7 protein-coding genes are annotated in these 18,460 nt (G+C 67.4%); 3 read left to right on the plus strand and 4 right to left on the minus strand.

What is annotated here, in order from left to right:
• The first annotated feature begins 58 nt into the window (after positions 1-58).
• A complete protein-coding gene (locus tag AC1RPL_RS12455) occupies positions 59-454 on the plus strand; it encodes a hypothetical protein (protein ID WP_493069610.1) in 396 nt (131 codons plus the stop codon).
• Here AC1RPL_RS12455 and AC1RPL_RS12460 read toward each other — a convergent pair.
• From AC1RPL_RS12460 to AC1RPL_RS12470, 3 genes are all read right to left on the minus strand, one after another.
• Positions 451-13,722: an autotransporter-associated beta strand repeat-containing protein gene (locus AC1RPL_RS12460; RefSeq protein ID WP_493069611.1), complete on the minus strand. Its 13,272-nt coding sequence runs from the start codon at positions 13,720-13,722 to the stop codon at positions 451-453. The genes AC1RPL_RS12455 and AC1RPL_RS12460 overlap by 4 nt on opposite strands.
• 162 nt (positions 13,723-13,884) lie before the next feature.
• Positions 13,885-14,718, minus strand: a complete 834-nt coding sequence (locus AC1RPL_RS12465; protein WP_493069612.1) for a helix-turn-helix transcriptional regulator — start codon at positions 14,716-14,718, stop codon at positions 13,885-13,887.
• A 260-nt stretch (positions 14,719-14,978) separates the two neighbouring features.
• Positions 14,979-15,737, minus strand: a complete 759-nt coding sequence (locus AC1RPL_RS12470) for a kinase (RefSeq protein WP_493069613.1) — start codon at positions 15,735-15,737, stop codon at positions 14,979-14,981.
• A gap of 85 nt (positions 15,738-15,822) precedes the next feature.
• Between AC1RPL_RS12470 and AC1RPL_RS12475 the strand changes: the two genes are divergently transcribed.
• Positions 15,823-16,830 carry a LacI family DNA-binding transcriptional regulator gene (locus AC1RPL_RS12475; protein ID WP_493069614.1) on the plus strand — a complete coding sequence of 336 codons (1,008 nt, stop codon included), beginning with the start codon at positions 15,823-15,825 and terminating at the stop codon, positions 16,828-16,830.
• A gap of 82 nt (positions 16,831-16,912) precedes the next feature.
• Complete coding sequence (locus AC1RPL_RS12480) at positions 16,913-17,083, plus strand: hypothetical protein (protein ID WP_493069615.1); 171 nt, start codon at positions 16,913-16,915, stop codon at positions 17,081-17,083.
• A 16-nt stretch (positions 17,084-17,099) separates the two neighbouring features.
• Here AC1RPL_RS12480 and AC1RPL_RS12485 read toward each other — a convergent pair whose 3' ends face one another.
• The gene (locus AC1RPL_RS12485) at positions 17,100-18,371 is read right to left on the minus strand and encodes an MFS transporter (protein WP_493069616.1); all 1,272 of its coding nucleotides are present in this window, start codon (positions 18,369-18,371) and stop codon (positions 17,100-17,102) included.
• Positions 18,372-18,460: the final 89 nt, after the last annotated feature.

An 18,460-nucleotide genomic window follows, 5' to 3' on the forward strand; every position in this document is an offset into this window, starting at 1 on the left:
TCGGCAAAGACTAGGTGGACGCGGCGGCAGCTATGCCTTCGACAACTGCAACGCCGGCATGGCTGCACGGTCACTCAAGCTGCATCGGTCTCTCGAGCGCCGAGCCGCGACCGACCTGGCGGACACCCTCGCCCGTTCGATCACGGCGGCGCTCTCCGCCAATTATCTGCTCACCGTGATTCCCGGTACGCTCGTCATCTCCTTTACCCGGTCGGGTTTGGATGCGAGCGACGCCCTGAAGATGCGTCGGCATCCGCTTTGCCATCCACCAGGACCTTCCCGGGATTTCGAGGGCGATGGCGGGCAGGAGCGGAAGGCGACGGCGCCAGATAGCAAGAGAGCCCGCGCAGTCCCCCTGCGCGGGCTCTCGGCCTCCCCCCAGGGTGAGGCCGCCACGGTGTCCGGCACGAAGCGGGATTCCAACCCCTTCGCGCCGTGGCTCCGCTGCTATTAGAAGCCGATCTTCACACGAACCGAGGCACGGCCCTCGCGGGTGTTCTCGCCCGCCGAGCCTTCCAGCGCGACGCCCAAGCGGACATTCTTGCTGGCCCGTGCATCGATGCCGACGCCCAGCGTGCCGAGCACCGGCGCGATCCGCACCCCCTGGACGCCGAAGCTGCCGGTGCCGGTCGGCGCGCCGCTGAAGCGCACCGTGCCCGCCGTATCGAGATCGCCCGAATTGTAGCGCACGCCCATGCTCACCCACGGCATCGCCGTGCCCGAGCCGGTCTTCACCTTGGCGCCGAGGCGCAGCTCGCCGCCGGCGGTGAACAGGTCGCGGTTGGCCGAGGCCATCTGCAGGCCTAGGCCGCCCGCGGCATTCTCGGTGAAGCCGTCCTGCTGGTTGCGGACCTTGCTGGCGTTGCCGATCAGCGCCAGGCGCAGACCGTTGCCCAGCTCGGCGCGGAAGCCGGCGGTGACGCCCACCGAATAGCCATCGGCGTGGATGTCGCCCGTGGCCAGCGACGTGGTGCTGCCGACGCTCAGCGTGCGCTTGCTGTCGAGGTCGCTCGAATACCAGCTGCCCGATGCCGCCACGAACGCCGTGCCGGTGTCGTAGCTGACATAGCCGCCCAGCTGATACTGGTTGCCGCTGACCGTCGAGTTACGGCTGTCCATGTCGGAGTCGATCTGGGCGACGCCGCCCGCGATGCCGGCGGTGAAGCCGTCCATCCGGGTCTCGATACCCATGGCGACGCCCGCCGTGGTCGTCTCCAGACCGGCATGGACGCCGTCACCGAGCAGCTTCTGATAGCCGCCATAGACCTGGCCCCAGATGCCGCCCTTGCCGGTATCGCCGGCATCGCCGCCATCCGTGCCCGGCAGCGTCGCGCCCGACAGGGCCGAGGCGAAACTGTTGCCCTGGGTAGTGGTCGAACGGATATCGGCCAGGCTCGAACCGGCGAAGCCTCCGCCGACCAGCGCATCGCTGCCATCGCCGACGCGCTGGCGCAGCAGGTCCGTGAACAGGTTGTTTGCCGCGATCGTCGTGGTCGAGGCATCGGCCAGGATCTCGCCGCTGAAGCTCTTGAACGCCGCGACGCGCTGCTGCGTGCTCAGCGCCGTGATCGAGTTGAGCGTCGCCGCCCAGCTGTCCGACGCGTTGCCGGTGGTCGAATTGCTTAGCGCATTGGCCACGGCGAGCGTGTTGGTGTCGCCCGCCGCCACGCCGTCGCTGAACTCCATGTTCTTCTGGACCTGGAGCACGACGGCATTGGCGACCAGATCGTAGCGCAGGCGCCACTTCAGGTTCGGGTTGCTCGCCACGGTGGCGAATACGCTGCCATTGGCGAAGGTGCCGGTCAGGGCGTTCGCCTGGACGATCGTGTAGAGCTGGTTGAACCGGTAGTCGCTTGCCGCCGCGGTCAGCGCGTTGACCTGCACCGTGCCGCCCGAGAGCGTGGCCGTGCCGTTCACCTTGATGCTGTCCGAAGCGAAGTTGAGGCTCGTGCCGCCGAAGTCGAACAGCAGCGTGCCGCCGGTGGCGACCAGGCTGCCCACGGTGAACGAGCCGATTGGGTTGATCGCGCCCAGCGCGCCGGTGGCGAGGCCGCCCGGCGAGAAGGTGCCCGAGTTGACCGTCAGCGCGCCAGCCAGTGTGCCGCCGCCGATCAGCGTGCCGCCCTGGACGCGGATGCCGCCCTGGGTGGAACCCGTAAAGGCGAGGGTGCCCGCCGACACGTCGAAGCGGCCCGTGGTGGCGAAGGTACCGGCGAGCGTCAGCGTGCCGATGCCCTGCTTGTCGATCGAGCCCGAGCCGGTGATCGACCCGCCAAAGCCCGAGTTCGAGGCGGTGTTCAGCGTCAGGCGGCCGGTGCCCAGCGCGACCGTGCCGGTGCCGGCAAGCGCCGCCACGGTCTCGTTATAGGTGGCGAGATCGAAGGTCGCGCCCGATGCCACGCCCAGCGTCGCGGTATCGGCCAGGCGGTCGCTGGCACCGAGACGCAGCGTGCCGCCCTGGACGGTGACGCCGGTCGCTGCTGCCGTGCCGTTCAGCACCGAAGTGCCGGTCATGTTGGTGAGCGTGCCCGCGCCGAGATTGGCGTTCACCGTCGCGGCGTTGAGCTGGACCTGGGCCGCGGTGAGCGTCCCGGTGCCGGCCAGCGTGCCGCCCAGCGCCAGTGCGCCGATCGTCTCGTTGTAGGTACCGATGTCGAAGGTCGACCCCGCAGCGGTCATTACCGTGGCGGTGTCCGCCAGGCGGTTGGCCGCGCCAAGGCGCAGCGTGCCGCCCTGGACGGAGACGTCGCCCGTAGCGGTGCCGTTCAACGTCGAGGTGCCCGACAGGTTGAACAGCGTGCCCGCGCCGAGGTTCGCGTTCACCGTCGCGCCGGTCAGCTGGTACTGGCCCGCCGTCAGCGTGCCCGTGCCGGCTAGCGTGCCGCTCAGGCCGAGCGTGCTCACGGTCTCGTTGAACGCGCCGATGTTCAGCGTCGCACCCGAGGCAACCGCCACCGTGGCGGTATCCGAGAGGCGATCCGAAGCGCCGAGGGCCAGCGTGCCGCCCTGGACCGAGACATTCCCCGTGGCCGTACCGTTCAGCGTCGAGGTGCCCGACAAGTTGAACAGGGTGCCTGCGCCGAGGTTGGCGTTCACCGTCGCGCCGGTCAGCTGATACTGGCCCGCCGTCAGCGTGCCGGTGCCGGCCAGCGTGCCGCTCAGCCCGAGGACGCCGACCGTGTCGTTGAACGCGCCGATGTTCAGCGCCGCGCCCGAGGCAACCGTCACCGTGGCGGTATTCGCCAAGCGATCGCCAGCACCTAGCGCCAGCGTGCCGCCCTCGACCGAAACATCCCCTGCGGCGGTGCCATTGAGGGTGGAGGCGCCGGACAGGTTGAACAGGGTGCCCGCGCCGAGATTGGCATTCACCGTAGCCGCGGCGAGCTGATACTGGTCCGCAGTGAGCGTGCCGCTGCCGGCGAGCGTGCCGTTCAGCGCAAGCACGCCGATCGTGTCGTTGAACGCGCCCAGGTTGAGCGTCGCGCCCGAGGCGACCGTCACTGCGGCGGTGTCCGCCAGGCGGTTCGCTGTGCCGAGCGACAGCGTGCCGGCCTGGACCGAGACGTCACCCGCGGCGGTGCCGTTCAGCGTCGAGGTGCCCGACAGGTTGAACAGCGTACCGGTGCCGAGGTTCGCATTCACGGTCGCGGCGGTCAGCTGATACTGGTCCGCGGTCAGCGTGCCGGTGCCGGCTAGCGTACCGCCCAGCGCGAGCACGCCGATCGTGTCGTTGAACGCGCCGAGGTTCAGCGTCGCGCCGGTGTCGACCTGCACCGTGGCGGTGTCCGCCAGGCGGTTCGCCGCGCCGAGCGTCAGCGTGCCGTCATTGAGGGCGACATTACCCGCAGCCGTACCATTCAGCGCCGTGGCACCGCTCGAATAGACGGTGCCGGTGCCAAGGTTGCCGTTCACCGTTGCACCGATCAGGGCGTATTGCGTCGCGGTGAGGGTGCCGGTCCCGTTCAGCGTGCCACGCAGCGTCGCCACCGACACCGTTGCGTCGGTCGTGCCCAGGTCGAGCGTGCCGGCAGTCCCGACCAGCAGGGTCGAAGCCGGATCGAAGCTCGCGCCGGCCGCCAGGGTCAGGCTGCCGGTGCGGACCTCGGTGAGGCCGGTATAGCCCGCCGTGCCGCCAAAGGTCAGGTTGGCGCCGTCGATCAGCAGATCGCCGGTGCCGTTCAGGGCACCGCCAAAGCTGCTGGTGCCCGAGAGCAGGCCCAGTGTGTTGGCGCCCAGCGCCACCGCGCCGTTGCCCGAGAGCGTGCCGATGCCCTGGTTGCCGGTCAGCTGGAGCGTGCCTCCGGTAGCGATGTCGACCGAAGCGCCGGTGCTCATCGCGCCACCGGTCACCAGCGTGCCCCCGGTGATTGCCCAGGCCGCCACGTCATTGGCGGTGCCTAGCGTCCAGGTGCCAGTGCCCGACTTGGTCGCGTTCTCGATGTTGAACACGGCGCCCAGCGTTGCCGAGCCAGTGCCGGTCAGCGTCAGCGTGTCGATGCCCGCGCCGCCGTCGAGCATGCCGGTGAGGGTCGCGCCGGTGTCGAGCGTGATCGCGTCCACGGCCGCGCCACCGGCATAGCTGCCGTTCAGCGTGCCGAAGATGTTGACCAGGCGGTTGCCGGTCCCGTTCGAGCCGATCAGGCCGGTCGTGGTCGAGCCGGCATCCAGGTTGACCGTGATCAGGCTGGAGCCGTCCAGGTAGAGTGCGCCCAGGCCGCCGTTGATCGTGCCGCCCGCCTGGTTGGTGATCGTCGATGCGGCGTTGGCCGATACGCCATAGCCCGTCGAGCCGCCGATGATGGTGCCCGAGTTGGTGACGGTACCGGCTGCGGAAACATAGATCGCCGCGTTGGTGGCGGCGCTCACGGTGCCGAGATTGACGATGCTGGAGCCGGTGCTGTTGAGCCACACGCCAGTGCCCTGGCTCGTGATCGAGCCGCCGGCATTGTTGGTGATCGTGCCCGCGGCACCGGCCACATAGATGCCGGTATAGGTGTCGAGCGACTGGATCGTGCCCGAATTGACCACGGTGCCGCCATTGGCGAGATACACCGCGTCGTAGACATTGCCGGTGATCGTCGCGCCGGCATGGTTGACCAGCTGCACATCGGCGCTGTTGGACGAGAAGCCGCGGCCGCCGGTGATGGTGCCGCTATTGTCGAGCAGGGCGTTGGCGCCGCTCATCAGGACCGCGTCGCCGGTGCTGGCGATCGCGCCGAAGTTGTTGACGACCTGGTTCGCGCCCGAACCGCTCACCGCGGTATTGCTGGTGGTGAGGCTGCCGGTCGCCGTCACGTCGAGGCGGCTCGCGCCATTGCCCAGGGCGACGCCGATCGCAGTGCCGGTGTTGGTGGAGCCGCTGATCGCGACGTTCGATGCATCCTGCACGAAGATCGAGCCGATGAAGCTGTTCGTGCCCGCGAAGGTTAGGGCATTGCCGGCCGCCAGGCCGCCCACCCGGACGTTGCCCGTGCCGGAGATGTCCTGCGAGACTGTGCCGCTGGCCGACTGCTGATAGGCGAGCACGCCATTGTTGACGATCGCCGAGCCCGAGATCGTGTCGCTGGCGCCCTGGAGCGTCGCACCCGCGTTGATCGTGGTGGTGCCGGTCCAGCTGTTGGCGGCGTTGGCGAGGACGATCGTGCCCGTGCCGCCGATGACGAGTTGCTGGGCCGGATCGACACCCGCATTGCCGCTGGTGGTGATCGCTCCGGTCAGCGTCGCGATCACGCCGGCATCGGCGTTGAGCGTGGCCGGATCCGCCGAGGACGGCGTGACGACCTCGAGGCTGATGTTGTTGGCATAGGTGCCGGTGGCGCCGAAGATCGCGGTCGGGTCGATCATGTGGATCGTGCCCGAGCCGAAGCCGCCCGCGGTGGTCGCACGGATGGTCGCGCCGTTGACGTAGATGTCGCCGGTCAGGTTGGCGGTGTCGGTGAAGGTCACCGTGCCCGCCGGGCTGCCGTTGCCGGCATAGATGTCCGCATCGCTCCCGGCACCGGTGCCGGTGATGGTCAGGTCGCCCGAGACCAGGCCGAACGCCTCGAAGTCGGTGAAGTTGGCGAGCGTGACATTGTAGCTCTGGCCCACGCCCAGGTCGGCGTCCAGGCGGTCATAGCCCGCGCCACCGCTGACGATGCCGTTGATCGCGCCGCCATAGTAGGTGAACAGGTCATCGCCGTCGCCAAGATCGGCGACGATGGTGCCGGCGGGCGTGCCCGCGGCGCCCAGTACGCCGCCTGCGCGCAGAGTGATGTGATCGACGCCGGTGCCGGCCGAGGCGTCATAGATGCCGTTGAAGGCATCGGCGATCTCGAGGTTGCGCACGCCTGCGCCTGCCGAGATGATGTTGCCGGTCGTGGTCGAGCCAGCCTGCAGGTTGACGTTGATCGTGCCCGTGCCGCCCAGCGCCATCGCGCCTGCGCCGAGGCCGGTAATCGTACCGCTGCTGGTGATCGTGGCATTGCCGTCGACGACGTTGACGCCCCAGCTGGAGGTGGCGCTGCTGCCACCCGTGATGGTTCCCGCATTGGTGACGGTGTACGTCGCGCCCGCACCCTGCAGCCAGAGGCCGCTACCGCCGTTGATCGAGCCCGTGTTGGTGATCGTGGCGCCGCCCTGGGCGAAGACGCCCCAGGCATCGACGGTCCCATTGGCGTTGATCGTGCCGCTGTTGCTGACGGTGCTGCCCGCACCCACGCTGATGCCGTTATCGACCGTGGCGTTGATCGTGCCGTTGTTGACGACGGTGGCATTCGTGCCGAGCAGAACGCCACGCTGGCCGGTGACGACCGAACCTGTGCCCTGGTTCTCGAAGCGGCTGCCCGGGCCGGTCATGCCGACCGCGGCGTTGTAGTTGCCGGCCGCAGTCGCGCCGGTGATCGTGCCACTGTTCAACGCGGTCGCGCCGGCACCGTTCATCCAGACGACCGAGTAGTTGGCAGCGCTGTTGACCGCAGTGATCGCGCCGTGATTCTCCAGATAGGCGTTGGTGCGGAGCAGGTTGAGCGCCGCGCCGATACCGGTCGCGCGCATCGTGCCGTCGTTGTAGACACGGATGCTGTCCGCACTGCCGGTCACGCCCCAGATGCTGGCGGAGAGCGTGCTGCCCGAGGCGATGTTCACCCGGGTGCCCGCGCCGCCCACGGTTGCGCCTGTGCCGGTGATCGCCAGGTTCGCGGCCTGGCCCGCCGCGCCGATGTTGAGCGTCGTGCCCGCCGACAAGGTCCAGCCAGGTTCGCCGGTCTGCGTGCCGGTGAGCGTCAGAGTGCCGCCCAGCAGGTTCTGCGTCTCGAAGCCGGTGACGTTGGCAAGGCTGAGCGTCGCAGGAGCGGCGAGACTGACGTTGAACACGTCGGTGCCGGAGCCGGCATCGACGCCGGCGAAGGTGCCGCCGTTCCAGTTGAGCGTGTCGTTGCCTGCGCCCAAGTTGATCGCGCCGGTGGTGGTCGAGCCGGCATTCAAGGTGATCGTGTCGTTGAAAGTGCCGGTCAGGTTGATCGCGGCGGTGGTGCCGCTGATCGTGCCGTTGTTGGTGATGGTCACCGCGCCGTCAGCGCGAATGCCTTCGATCCCGCCGTTGATCGTGCCGCCGGCTTGGTTGGTCACCGTGCCGCCCGCAAGCAGATAGACGCCGCGGCCACTGGCCAGCGTGCTCTCGATGGTGCCGCTATTGGTTACCTGTGCATCCGCCGCGCTGGCATAGATGCCGCTGACGATCGTGTTGGCGCTGCCGCCGGTGATGCGGATCGTGCCGGTGTTGGTCACGCTCAGGTTCGCGCCGTCGGCATAGATCGCCGCGTTGCCGCCGATCAGCGTGCCCGCATTGGTAATCGTGCTGTTGGCGCCGCCGGAATAGAGCGCATTGCGGTTGGTGCCGGTGATCGTGCCGCCGGTGATCGTCGCGTTCAGAATGCCCTGTGTCAGCACGCCCCAGGCGTCGCCGGTGGTCGTGCCCGCATAATTCTGCAGGGTGACGTTGCCGGTGCTGTAGATGGCGCCGAAAAGTCCGGTGCCGCTGGTGATGGTGCCGGTGTTGCTGGTGACGGTCAGGCTGCCGCCGGTCGTCAGGTAGACGCCGTTGGTCGTGCCCGTGAGAGTGCCGGCATTGGCCAGGATCAGCGCTGCGTTAGACGAGATCGCGTACGTGCCGGTGATCAGGCCGCCCGACTGGTTGGTGACCGAGCCACCGGCGACGGTGACGCCCGCGCCGCTTCCTACGGTGAGCGTGCCACTGGTGCCGCCGGAGAGCGTGCCCGACGCGATCGTGCCGCTGTTGGTGATGTTGACCGTGCTGGCGGTCGCGATGCCGTTGGTGCGGCCGACGATCTGGCCGGCATTGGTGAGCGTGAGCGTCCCCGTACCGCCCATGCCGATGCCGTTGCCGCCGCCGGAATTGCCCGGGCCGACGATGCGGCCGCTGGCATAGTTGGTGATGGTGAGCGCGCCCGAGCCGCCCTGGTTCTCGATGGCGTTATAGGCGCTGCCGGTGATCAGGCCGTAATTGTTGACCGTCAGCAGGCCGGTGGCGGTCACGCCGCCGCTTCCCAAATGGTTGATGCCGCTATTCTGGCCGCTGATCGTCGCCGACGAATTGCTGGCGGAACCGTTGTTGATCACGCTGGTGCCGCTGGTCGCGGCGACGCCGATCGCGGCGCCCCAGTTGGCCTGGCCACCGGTGCCGGTGTTGGTGATCGAACCGAAATTGTCGACCCCGTTGCCGATGCCATCGAGATAGACGCCGAGCTGCTGGCCACCGGCGACCGAGCCGGTCAGCCCGACGTGGAGCGTGTTGCCCGCGCCGGCCACGGTCACTGCGCTGGTGCCCGCGCCGCTGCGCGCGCCGGTCAGCGTGACCGTGCCGCCGGTTGCCGAGTTGACGTTGAGCGCGCCGCTGTTGGTGATCGCGCCGCTCAGCGACACGGTGCCGAGCGCCTGGACGGTGCCCGCGCCGTTGACCGCGACGGTCATGTCGTAATTGTCGTTGCGCGAAAAGATCAGCGTGGCGCCCGAATCGACCGTGGCGGTGCCGGTGATCCGGCCGTTGGCGGTGCCGTTGCCTACCTGGAGGCGGGTGCCTGTGTCGGTGATCGTCGTGCCGCCGGTATAGCTGTTGAACCCGGTCAGCGTGTACAACGCGCCGCCGCTCACGCTCAGCGCGCCGGTGCCGCTGATCGCGCCGCTATAGGTGCCGTTGGCCGCCGTGATGTTTAGCGTATTGGCGCCGAGCGTCGTCGTGCCGGTGCCGGTCAGGTTCAGGATGCTGGCCGCGCCGGTGTGGCCGGAGATATCGAAGGTCGCGTTGTTGACGATCGGCGTCGATGCCAGTGTGCCGGTGCCGCCCAGCGCCAGCGTGCCGCCCGAGATGGTGGTGGTGCCGCTATAGGTGTTTGCGCCGCTCAGCGTCAGCGTGCCGGTACCGGTCTTGGTCAGCGTGCCGCCCGCGCTGCCGAGCCCGAACGCATAGTTCATCAGGGAGCCGATATGATCGCCGACATAGGCGGAGGTGTCGCCAACGGCGTTGTAGCCGGCGCTACCGCCGTCCACGCGGTAATTGGCCGCCGCCTGGACGGTCGACTGGCCGTAGATGTTATACCATGCGAGGTCGTTGATCGCGCCGGCGCTGCTGCCTGCGGTCGAGATGCGATAGTCGCCTGCATTGCCGCCGAAGAGCAAGGCGGCGGCTTCTTGCGCCGTGTAGGTAGGCGGATTCGTCGTAAACGACGGACCGGCCGAGATATTCCAACTGCCGACAAAGGTAATCCCGCCCGGATCGGTGATCGCGCCGCTGAAGGTGGTGGAGGCGTTGTTGCCGCCCAGGGTCAGCGTGTTGGCGCCGATTTGCACATTGCCGGCGCCAGCGAGGCTGCCGACCGTTTCGCTGTTCGCCAGCACAAGATTGGCGCCGCCGTTGACGGTTACTGCGCTGGCGTCGCCGATCGCGGCGCCGCCGCTCACCGTGAGCGAGACGGTGTTGATCGTGGTGGCGCCGCTCCAGTTGTTCGCGCCGCTCACGGTGAACGCGCTGCCGGCGCTGCCGGTGAAGGTCACGTCCTGTGCTGCCGCGATCGCCTGGCCGTTGACGTTGTTGCCGGTGCCGGTGGTGATGTTGCCCGACAGGGTCACCAGGCCGCCCGACTGGTTGTCGAAGATCGTCGGGTCGGCGCTCGCCGGGGCGGCGACATCGAGCAGGAAGTTGTTGGCATAGGTGCCGGCCGCGCCGAACTGCACGGTCGGATCGACCATGTGGATCGCGCCGGTGCCGAACGCGCCGACGGTGTTGGCCCGGATGGTGCCGCCGTTGACATAGATCGTGCCGGTGAGGCCTGTGGTGCCGTTGAAGACCAGCGTGCCCGCAGAGGTACCGGTGCCGGCATCGATGCGGATTCCGGGCGTGATCGCCGCGCCGGTGAGCGTCCAGGTGCCCGCATCGAGCTTGGTCAGCGTCTCCGCACCGGTCGAAGTGGCGATCGAGAAGCTGCCGCCGGAGCCGGTGCCGCGCAGCTGCAGCGTGTCGTTGCCGGTGCCGAGATCGACCGTGCCGAAGGTCGCTGCCGCCAGCGCACCCGCGTTGCGCAGCGTGATGCCGCTGCCGGTGTCGATAATCGCCGCATCGCCCGCGATGCCGCCATTGTAGATCGCCAGCGTGTCGTTGCCGCTGCCGCCGGTGACGCTGCCGGTGGTCGAGCCGGCGAACAGGTTGATCGTGGCGGCGATGTTGCCAACGGCCACGCCATTGCCGCTCCCGCTGTTTGCGGTGCCGTAATTGTTGAAGGTGCCGCCCGATCCGAGCACGACTGCAACGCCACCCGGGCCGGCGTTGCCGCCGGTCAGCGTGCCCGCTGCGGCGTTGGTGATCGTGCCGCCGCCGCCCGAGTAGATCGCGGCATAGGCTGACTGCGAGATCGTGCCCGCATTCAGGATCGTTGAGACGCCGCCGACATTGACGCCGTCGAAGTTCAAATTGCCGGTGCCGCGGCCGTTGATCGTGCCGGTGTTGGTCAGCGTCAACGCGCCGCTTGTGATGATGCCGCCGGACTGGCCTTCGATCAGGCCCGAATTGGTGATGTTGGCACTGCCACTGCGGATACCGGTGGTGATGCCGCCCGCGACATAGTTGTTCGAGCCGTCGAGCGTGCCGGTGGCGATCGTGCCGCCATTGACGACGGTCAGCAGGCCGGAGCCCTGGTTCCAGATGCCCGCATTGCCGGTGCCGACGATCTGCGCACCGCTGTTGTTGGTGACGGTGACGGCGCCGCTGTTGATCTGGATGCCCGAGCCCTCGCCCGTGGCGCCATAGATCCGGCCACCGCTGTTATTGGTGATCGTGCTGGCAAGCTGGGCGGTGATCTCGATGCCCGCGAAGCGATCGCCGCGTAGCAGGCCGGAGTTGGTCAGGATAGTGCTGTAGCCGATGCGCACGCCCGACCAATGGCCGGTCACACTGCCCGAGTTGGTGATCGTGGCGTTGTTGCTGGAGGCATAGATGCCATAGCCGGCATTGGCGATCGAGCCGCCGCTGGCATAGGTGATCGTGCCGGTGTTGCCGATCGTGCCGCTGCCGACCAGGATGCCCGAGACCGAGCCGTTGCCGGCGGTGATCGTGCCGGCATTCTGGATGTTGTTGCCATTGGCGAGCGAATAGATGCCGTGGCCGGTCGTGCTCAGCTGCGCGCTGCTGGTCAGATTGACCAAGCCGGCATTGATAAGGGTGATGCCGTTGTCGGCGATGTTGGTCAGTGCGCCGGTCAGGTTGATCGTGTTGCCGGAGCCGCCCAGCGACTGCCAGCCCGGGCCGCCGTCACGGCTGCCGCTCAGGGTCAGGTTGCCGCTGACGAGCCTGTAGGTCTCGAAATTGGTGATGTTGGCGAAGAAGGTGTCGAGCGCGACCGTGCGGTAAGCGCCCGAGCCGAGGGCGACCGCGAACATGTCCGTGCCCGTGCCGCCGTCGATCGTGCCGCTGAACGCGCCGCCGGCCCAGGTGAAGGTATCGGCGCCCGAGCCGAAGGTCGCGCCCTGCATCGATCCGGTCGAGAAAAGCGTGAAGCTCTGCCAGCCGGTAGCGGTGCTGGCATCATAATTGCCCGTCAGCGAGCCGAGGAGGTTGACGGAGGTCGAGCCGCTGCCGGCAACCTTGATCAGGCCGGTCGTCGTCGAGCCGGCATTGAGGTTGAGCGTCGAGGCGGTGGTCGCGTCGATGCTGATCGCGCCGGCGCCGCCGCCGGTGATCTGGCCGTCATTGTTGAGGACCTGTCCGCCCGAAGAGACGTTGCTGTCGAAGCGCACGGCCCAGCCACTGGCGCCCGAGCCGCCGGTGATGTGGCCGCTGCTGTTGTTGGTGATCGTGCCGCCGCGGCCTGCAATGATCGCTGAATTGGTCGTCGCGGTGATCGTGCCGGAATTGGTGACGTTGGTCGCCGCCGCGCCAGAGACCACGACGCTGCCGGCGGTCATCGTGCCGTTGTTGGTCACGGTGAGCGTCGAGGGACCCTGCGAATTGCGCACGGCGGTGCCGCTGGCGTTGGTCGCGCTGATCGTGCCGTTGTTGACGATGGTGATGTCGTGGCCGGCGCCGATCGTCGCGCCGCCCGTGCTGGAGACGGTTACGCCCGAGGCAATGTTGACCGCGAGATCGGTGTTCGTCCAGCCCGAGCCGATGGCGTAGAGGCCATTGCCCGACAGGATGTCCGCATTCGCGTAGACGGTATTGATCCCGCCGACCACGCCGACACCGTTGAACAGGACGCCCGCGTTCGGGCGCGCCGAGTTGCCGATGGCGGCGCCGACGGTCACCGTGTTCGACTGCCCGGCCTGTGCCGAGTTGATCTGGATGGCGACGCTGCCGCCGTTGATCGTGCCGCCGGCCGTGGTCGTCACGTTGTTGCTCGCGTTGCTCGTCGGAATGTAGATGCCGGTGCCCGCGCCGCCGCTCGTGGTGATCGCCGAGCCGGACGAGATGATAACGCCGCCACTGGCGTTGCTTGCGGCGGCATAGATGCCGGTGCCGTTGGCAAGCGTGGTGATCGTGCCGCCCGTGGTGGTGACGGTGGTGCCCGTGGCGGACAGGGCGGTGACGCCGGTGGCGAAGCCGGAGATCGTCGGCGCCTTCAGCGACAGGTTCACCGTCGAGCCGGCTATCGCATAGATGCCCGAGACGCCGTTGGTGGCAGTGACGTTGCGCAGGCTGCTGACGGTGCCGAAATCGACGACGTTCACGAAGCCGCTGGCGCTGAAATAGGCACCATAGTCCACGCCAGTCAGATTGGTCACCGAAGCGGTGTCCAGCTGGCCGATCGCCCAGGCGACGTTGGCGTTAGATGCGGTCATGCGCAGGGCGCTGCCGTTCGCCTGGTTCGTCGAAAGCGTATTGGTGCCGGTGGTGTAGAGCACCGCGCTCTGGCCGTTGGCGGCTTGCTGGGTATAGCCGTCGGCGTTGGGGGTGCCGGTGGTGTTGGCGATGGTCACGCCGGCCATGGTGATGCCGGCGCTCTGCGTGCCAAGTACCGTCACGCCACCGCTGCCGGCGGTGCTGTCGTTATAGGTGCCCGTGCCCGAGATCGTGCCGCCGCCCGCGGGGCTGGTCGACTGGGCCAGCGCCGGCGTGGCGAGGGCGACGCCGATCAGTGCAGTCGAGCCGAGCAGCGCCTTGCGCAGCATCGCCTCGCGACGCGCACGTGCCGAAACCGACTTGGACGCACGCGCGCCATTGCTACGATCGAACATTCTGGAAGCCCCCGAAACCGCTTTGGAGAACGCGCCGCGACTCACGGAAACGCGTCAGACATAGCGAAAACCCCTAGGACAGGTCGGGCGATTCCTCGTTGAACAGATGTGTCACCGAATTGGATCTATGTCGCATTGCGACACGGCTCCCGCTTCGGGACATCAACGGGTTAACATGCTCCTGGCGCGGCAATCGCTGGGCGTTTCGCCGAAGCGGGCCTTGAACAGGCGGCTCAAATGCGCCGCATCGCTGAAGCCCAGCCGTTCGGCGACATCGCCGATCCGCTCGACATTTTCCGGGTTTAGCAGCGCGTGGCGCGCCGCCTCCAGCCGCATGTCGCGGATATAGGCCTGCACGCCGCCGCCGTGCTCGAACAGGCGGTGCAGGGTGCTGCGCGAGATGCCAAGCCTGCGGCACAGATTGGCTATGGTGAGCCCCGACGAGCCCAGATGCGCATGGATCTCCTGCTGGGCGCGCAGCAGCAATGTCGCCGGATCCTCGCGGAAACCGGGTGCCTCGGTGCGGCCGGCGCCCTTGAGCGACAGCACCAGCACATCGAGCATCGAGCGGCCCAGCAGCGGCGCATCGTCTGCGGAGAACCGGGGCAGCGCCTCACGCACCTGGAGCGCATGCGAGGTGAACATCGCGATCTGCGCCGGGTTCAGCGTCTGGCCGTGCAGGCTGGCAACATTGAGTCCGGCCTCGATCGCCATCGCCCGCGGTATGTTGATGCCGATGCTGCGCCCGCCGGCGGACTCGTGATGCGACGTCTGCGCGCGATCGACTATGATCGCCGAACCGGGAGTTTGCACCCAGTCATGCCCTCCCGCGATGCCGGCGGCCCTGCCGTCCAGATTTACGGTGAGCGCCATCGAATCATTGCCCTGGTCGATCAGCCTCTTGTCCCGCTTCCAGCGCTGGGCGGCGATATCGACATAGGCGAGCGTGACCTCCCCGAGCTGCACGATGCTGCTCGAGACGCGAAAAGCCTCCAACGGTTCAGTATGGTATAACGGGGTCTGGCCCGGCCAATGGCTGCGCCACACATCGTACCGGTCCTGGGGATCGACATGGGCCGTCGAATGCCGATGTACGCGTAGTGGTTGCGACGCCAAACCAAACTCCAGGGTTTGTTTGTTTCCCGGGTTTGTTTTTGTTTCCCGGCGTTTAGAGCTGTTCCTGTATAGGCAGAAACATTCCGTCGCACGTGTAATTTCCGTAATGAGTCCCGACGCGAGGCGGGATTCGGACGGGACTACCCTGCATCAATCGGTTGACGCTGCGGATTCAGCCGGAGCGTGAGATCGGCCCATTGGCGGCCATGGCGCAGCAGGTGACGCGTCAATCTTTCGTAATGCTGCACGAAGATGCGGACGTCCTCGTCGGTCATCGGTCCGTCCGCTGCGCGTTCCTGCTCGGTCCGCCAGCCCGCCACGGCTTCGAAAGCCGGCGCCTCGAGGAAGACGAGCTGGTCGATCCGCGCCCACAAAGCCTGATAGAGGCCGGCCAGCTGATCATTGACCCAGCGCCGCCAGCGCCCGTCGGGATCGTGGATGCGCTCGAGATCGTTGATCGGCGCCGCCAGTTCTGCCTCCGCCTGCGGGCGCGCGCCCAGGCACCAGCCCTCCAGGATCAGCATGGCGGCCGGGCCTTCCACCATCTCGGGCGCGCCGGGTTCGTCACGCGCCTTGTCGAACCGGGGAAGCAGGGCAGGGCCTTCGTCAAGCGCCGCGATCGCCGCCAGTCCGGCGGCGACGTCATGCGTACCAGGCACGCCGCGGGTGCGCAGCAGCGGGTGGATGGTCTCCGCAAGGCGCTGCCGCACCGCCCCCTCGAGATACAGGTCGTCGAGCGACAGTGTCGGGCAGCCGAACCGCATGGCCAAGGCACGCGCGATCGTGGACTTGCCGCTGCCCTGCGCGCCCGAAATGCCCAACACGAACGGCCGGCGGGCGCCGGGCCGGAGCCGCGCGGCGATCCATTCCACAGCGGGGAGGGGAGAAACCACGGCCATCGCGTCCTCTTCTTAGCTTGCGCACTGCCAGCGCTGTCAAATAAGGCTGGTCAAAGGCCGGGGCCGCTTCCCGGCGGGGAATGAAATGTCCAGCCGTCCCACGATCAAGGAAGTCTCGAAGATCGCCGGCGTGTCGTTCAAGACCGTCAGCCGCGTGCTCAACAACGAGAAGCATGTCAGCGAAGAGACGCGCCGGCGCGTGGAGGAAGTGGTCGCCCGGCTGAACTTCCGCCCGAGCCATGCCGCCCGTACGCTGGCCGGGCGCAAGTCCTTTCAGGTCGGGCTGCTCTACGACAATCCCAGCCCCTATTACATCTATCACGTCCAGGCCGGTGCGCAGCAGCGCTGCACCGAGCATGGCTATCGCCTGCTGATCCAGCCGATCGACAGCCAGTCGCCCGATCTGATCTCCAACGTGCTCGCGCTGATCGACGAGACGCATCTCGACGGGCTGATCCTGTCACCGCCGGTGACCGAGGCGACCGAGCTGCTCGACGAGCTCGACCGGCGCGGGCTGCCCTATGTCCGCATCGCGCCGGGTGTGCGTCCGGACGCGGGTCTGTCGGCGTCGATGGACGATGTCGCCGCCGCGCGCGAGCTCACCGGCCATCTGATCGGGCTCGGCCATCGCCGTATCGCGATGATCCGCGGCCTCGAGAGCCATGCCTCTTCGACCGATCGTCTCGCGGGCTACAAGGCCGAGCTCGAAGCGCATGGCATTGCCTTCGATCCTGCGCTGGTGGTCGCCGCGCAGAATGACTTCGCCTCCGGTGCCGCTGCCGCGCGCGAGCTGCTGGCGCTCGAGGACCGTCCAACCGCGATCTTCGCCGGCAATGACGATATGGCCGCAGGCGCGCTCGCGGTAGCGCATGAGAGCGATATCGACGTGCCGGGCCAGCTCTCGATCGCGGGGTTCGATGATTCGGACTTGGCGCGCGCCGTGTGGCCGCCGCTGACCACCATCCACCAGCCGGTCTATGATCTCGCTGCCGCCGCAGCCGAGCTGATCCTTGCGGGCGCCGCGTCGCAGCCGCGCATCGCGCTGGAGCACAAGCTCATGGTGCGATCGAGCACCGGCCCCGCGCCGAAATAACCAAAAGCTGTCCCGCAGCCGGACACTGGTTAACTAAACGTAACGCTGGCGGCAAAAGTTAAGAAGTCGTTAACTGCTGGCCATGCAAAGCCAGCTCCTTCTCGAGGGCTACGAGCCCCGCCGCCACCCGTTCCGCCGCCATGTGCGTATCGCCGTGGCGCAGCAGCGCAAGTTGCGCGATGACAGCGACATCAAGCTCTTCGCGCTGAGCTTCGTCTCGTTCTTCGTCTGCTTCTACACCTTCATCGCCTGACGGCGCGGTTGCCCGGTCAGGGCAACACATCCGGCGCATGCGGGGCGTCTTCCGCCTTGTAGAGCCGCTGCGCGCACCAGGCCGAGGCCAGGCAGAGCAGCACCACGACCCACATGCACTCGGCCACGCCGATGCCGGGGATGTTGGTCATCCCGAAGGTGATGGCCGCGCCGGCCACCATGAAGCCCGAATTGACGATGTTGTTCGCCGCCACCGTCCGCGAGGTCTGCGACTTGTCCACCGTGGTGGTCAGGAAGGCGTAGAGCGGCACCACGAACATGCCGCCCGTGATCGCGATCCCGAGCAGCAGCACCAGCACCGCCCAGCCGATCGGCATCGTCACGAACTCGGCGGTCTTGAGCAACGGCCCCTCGCTTACCGGCCAGATATGCGCGGCGACGTAGAAGCCGATCACGAACATCATCATCCCCAGCACCGAGCGCACGGCATATTTGGCCGAGACATGGCCCTTGAGCAGCCGGTTGATGATCACCGACCCGATCGCGATGCCCACCGAGAAGATGCCCAGGAACACGCTCGCGACGTCCTTTTGGGCGTGGAACACATTCTTTACGAGCGGCGGGAACAGCACGCCGAGCACGGCGGCGATCGTCCAGAACACGCTGATCGCGATGATCGCCAGATAGAGGCGGCGGATGTGCATCGTCGCCGAGATCAGCCGCCACGAGGCGCGGAAGACGTTATAGTCTAGCTTCAGCGTGGTCATCGGCGGTGCCGAGGGTATCTTGAGCGAGGCCAGCCAGCCGATCGCCGCTACGCCGACCACGGCGAAGGCCGCGGCGTGTGCGCTGATCACGCCGCCCACGATCGTGCCGAACAGGATCGCGATATAAGTGCCCGCCTCGACCAGGCCGGTGCCGCCCAGCACTTCGTCTTCCTCCAGCTGCTGCGGCAGGATCGCGTATTTGATCGGGCCGAAGAAAGCCGAATGCACGCCCATGCCGACCAGCGCGACAAGCATCAGCACCAGGCTCTGCAGGAAGATTCCGGTGGCGCCCACCAGCATGATCCCGATCTCGCAGGCCTTGATGATCCGCATGATCTTCGCCTTGTCGTAGCTGTCGGCGAGCTGGCCGGCGAGCGCGGAGAAGAGGAAGAAGGGCAGGATGAAGATGCCGGTCGCGATCGCGCTGAACCGGGTCTCCTGCTCCACCGAGTTGAAGATCTGGTAGGTCGCGAAGAAGATCATCGCGTTCTTGAACAGATTGTCGTTGAACGCGCCGAGGAACTGGGTGACGAACAGCGGCAGGAACCGGCGCTCCCGCATCAAACCGAGCGCCGCACCATGCATAAGCCAACCCTATCTCTGTACGCGGGTGTTCCCGCTCAATGAGGCGTGGACATAGCCGAGGGGCA

Source organism: Sphingomonas sp. GW821-FHT12D09 (genome assembly GCF_058807215.1).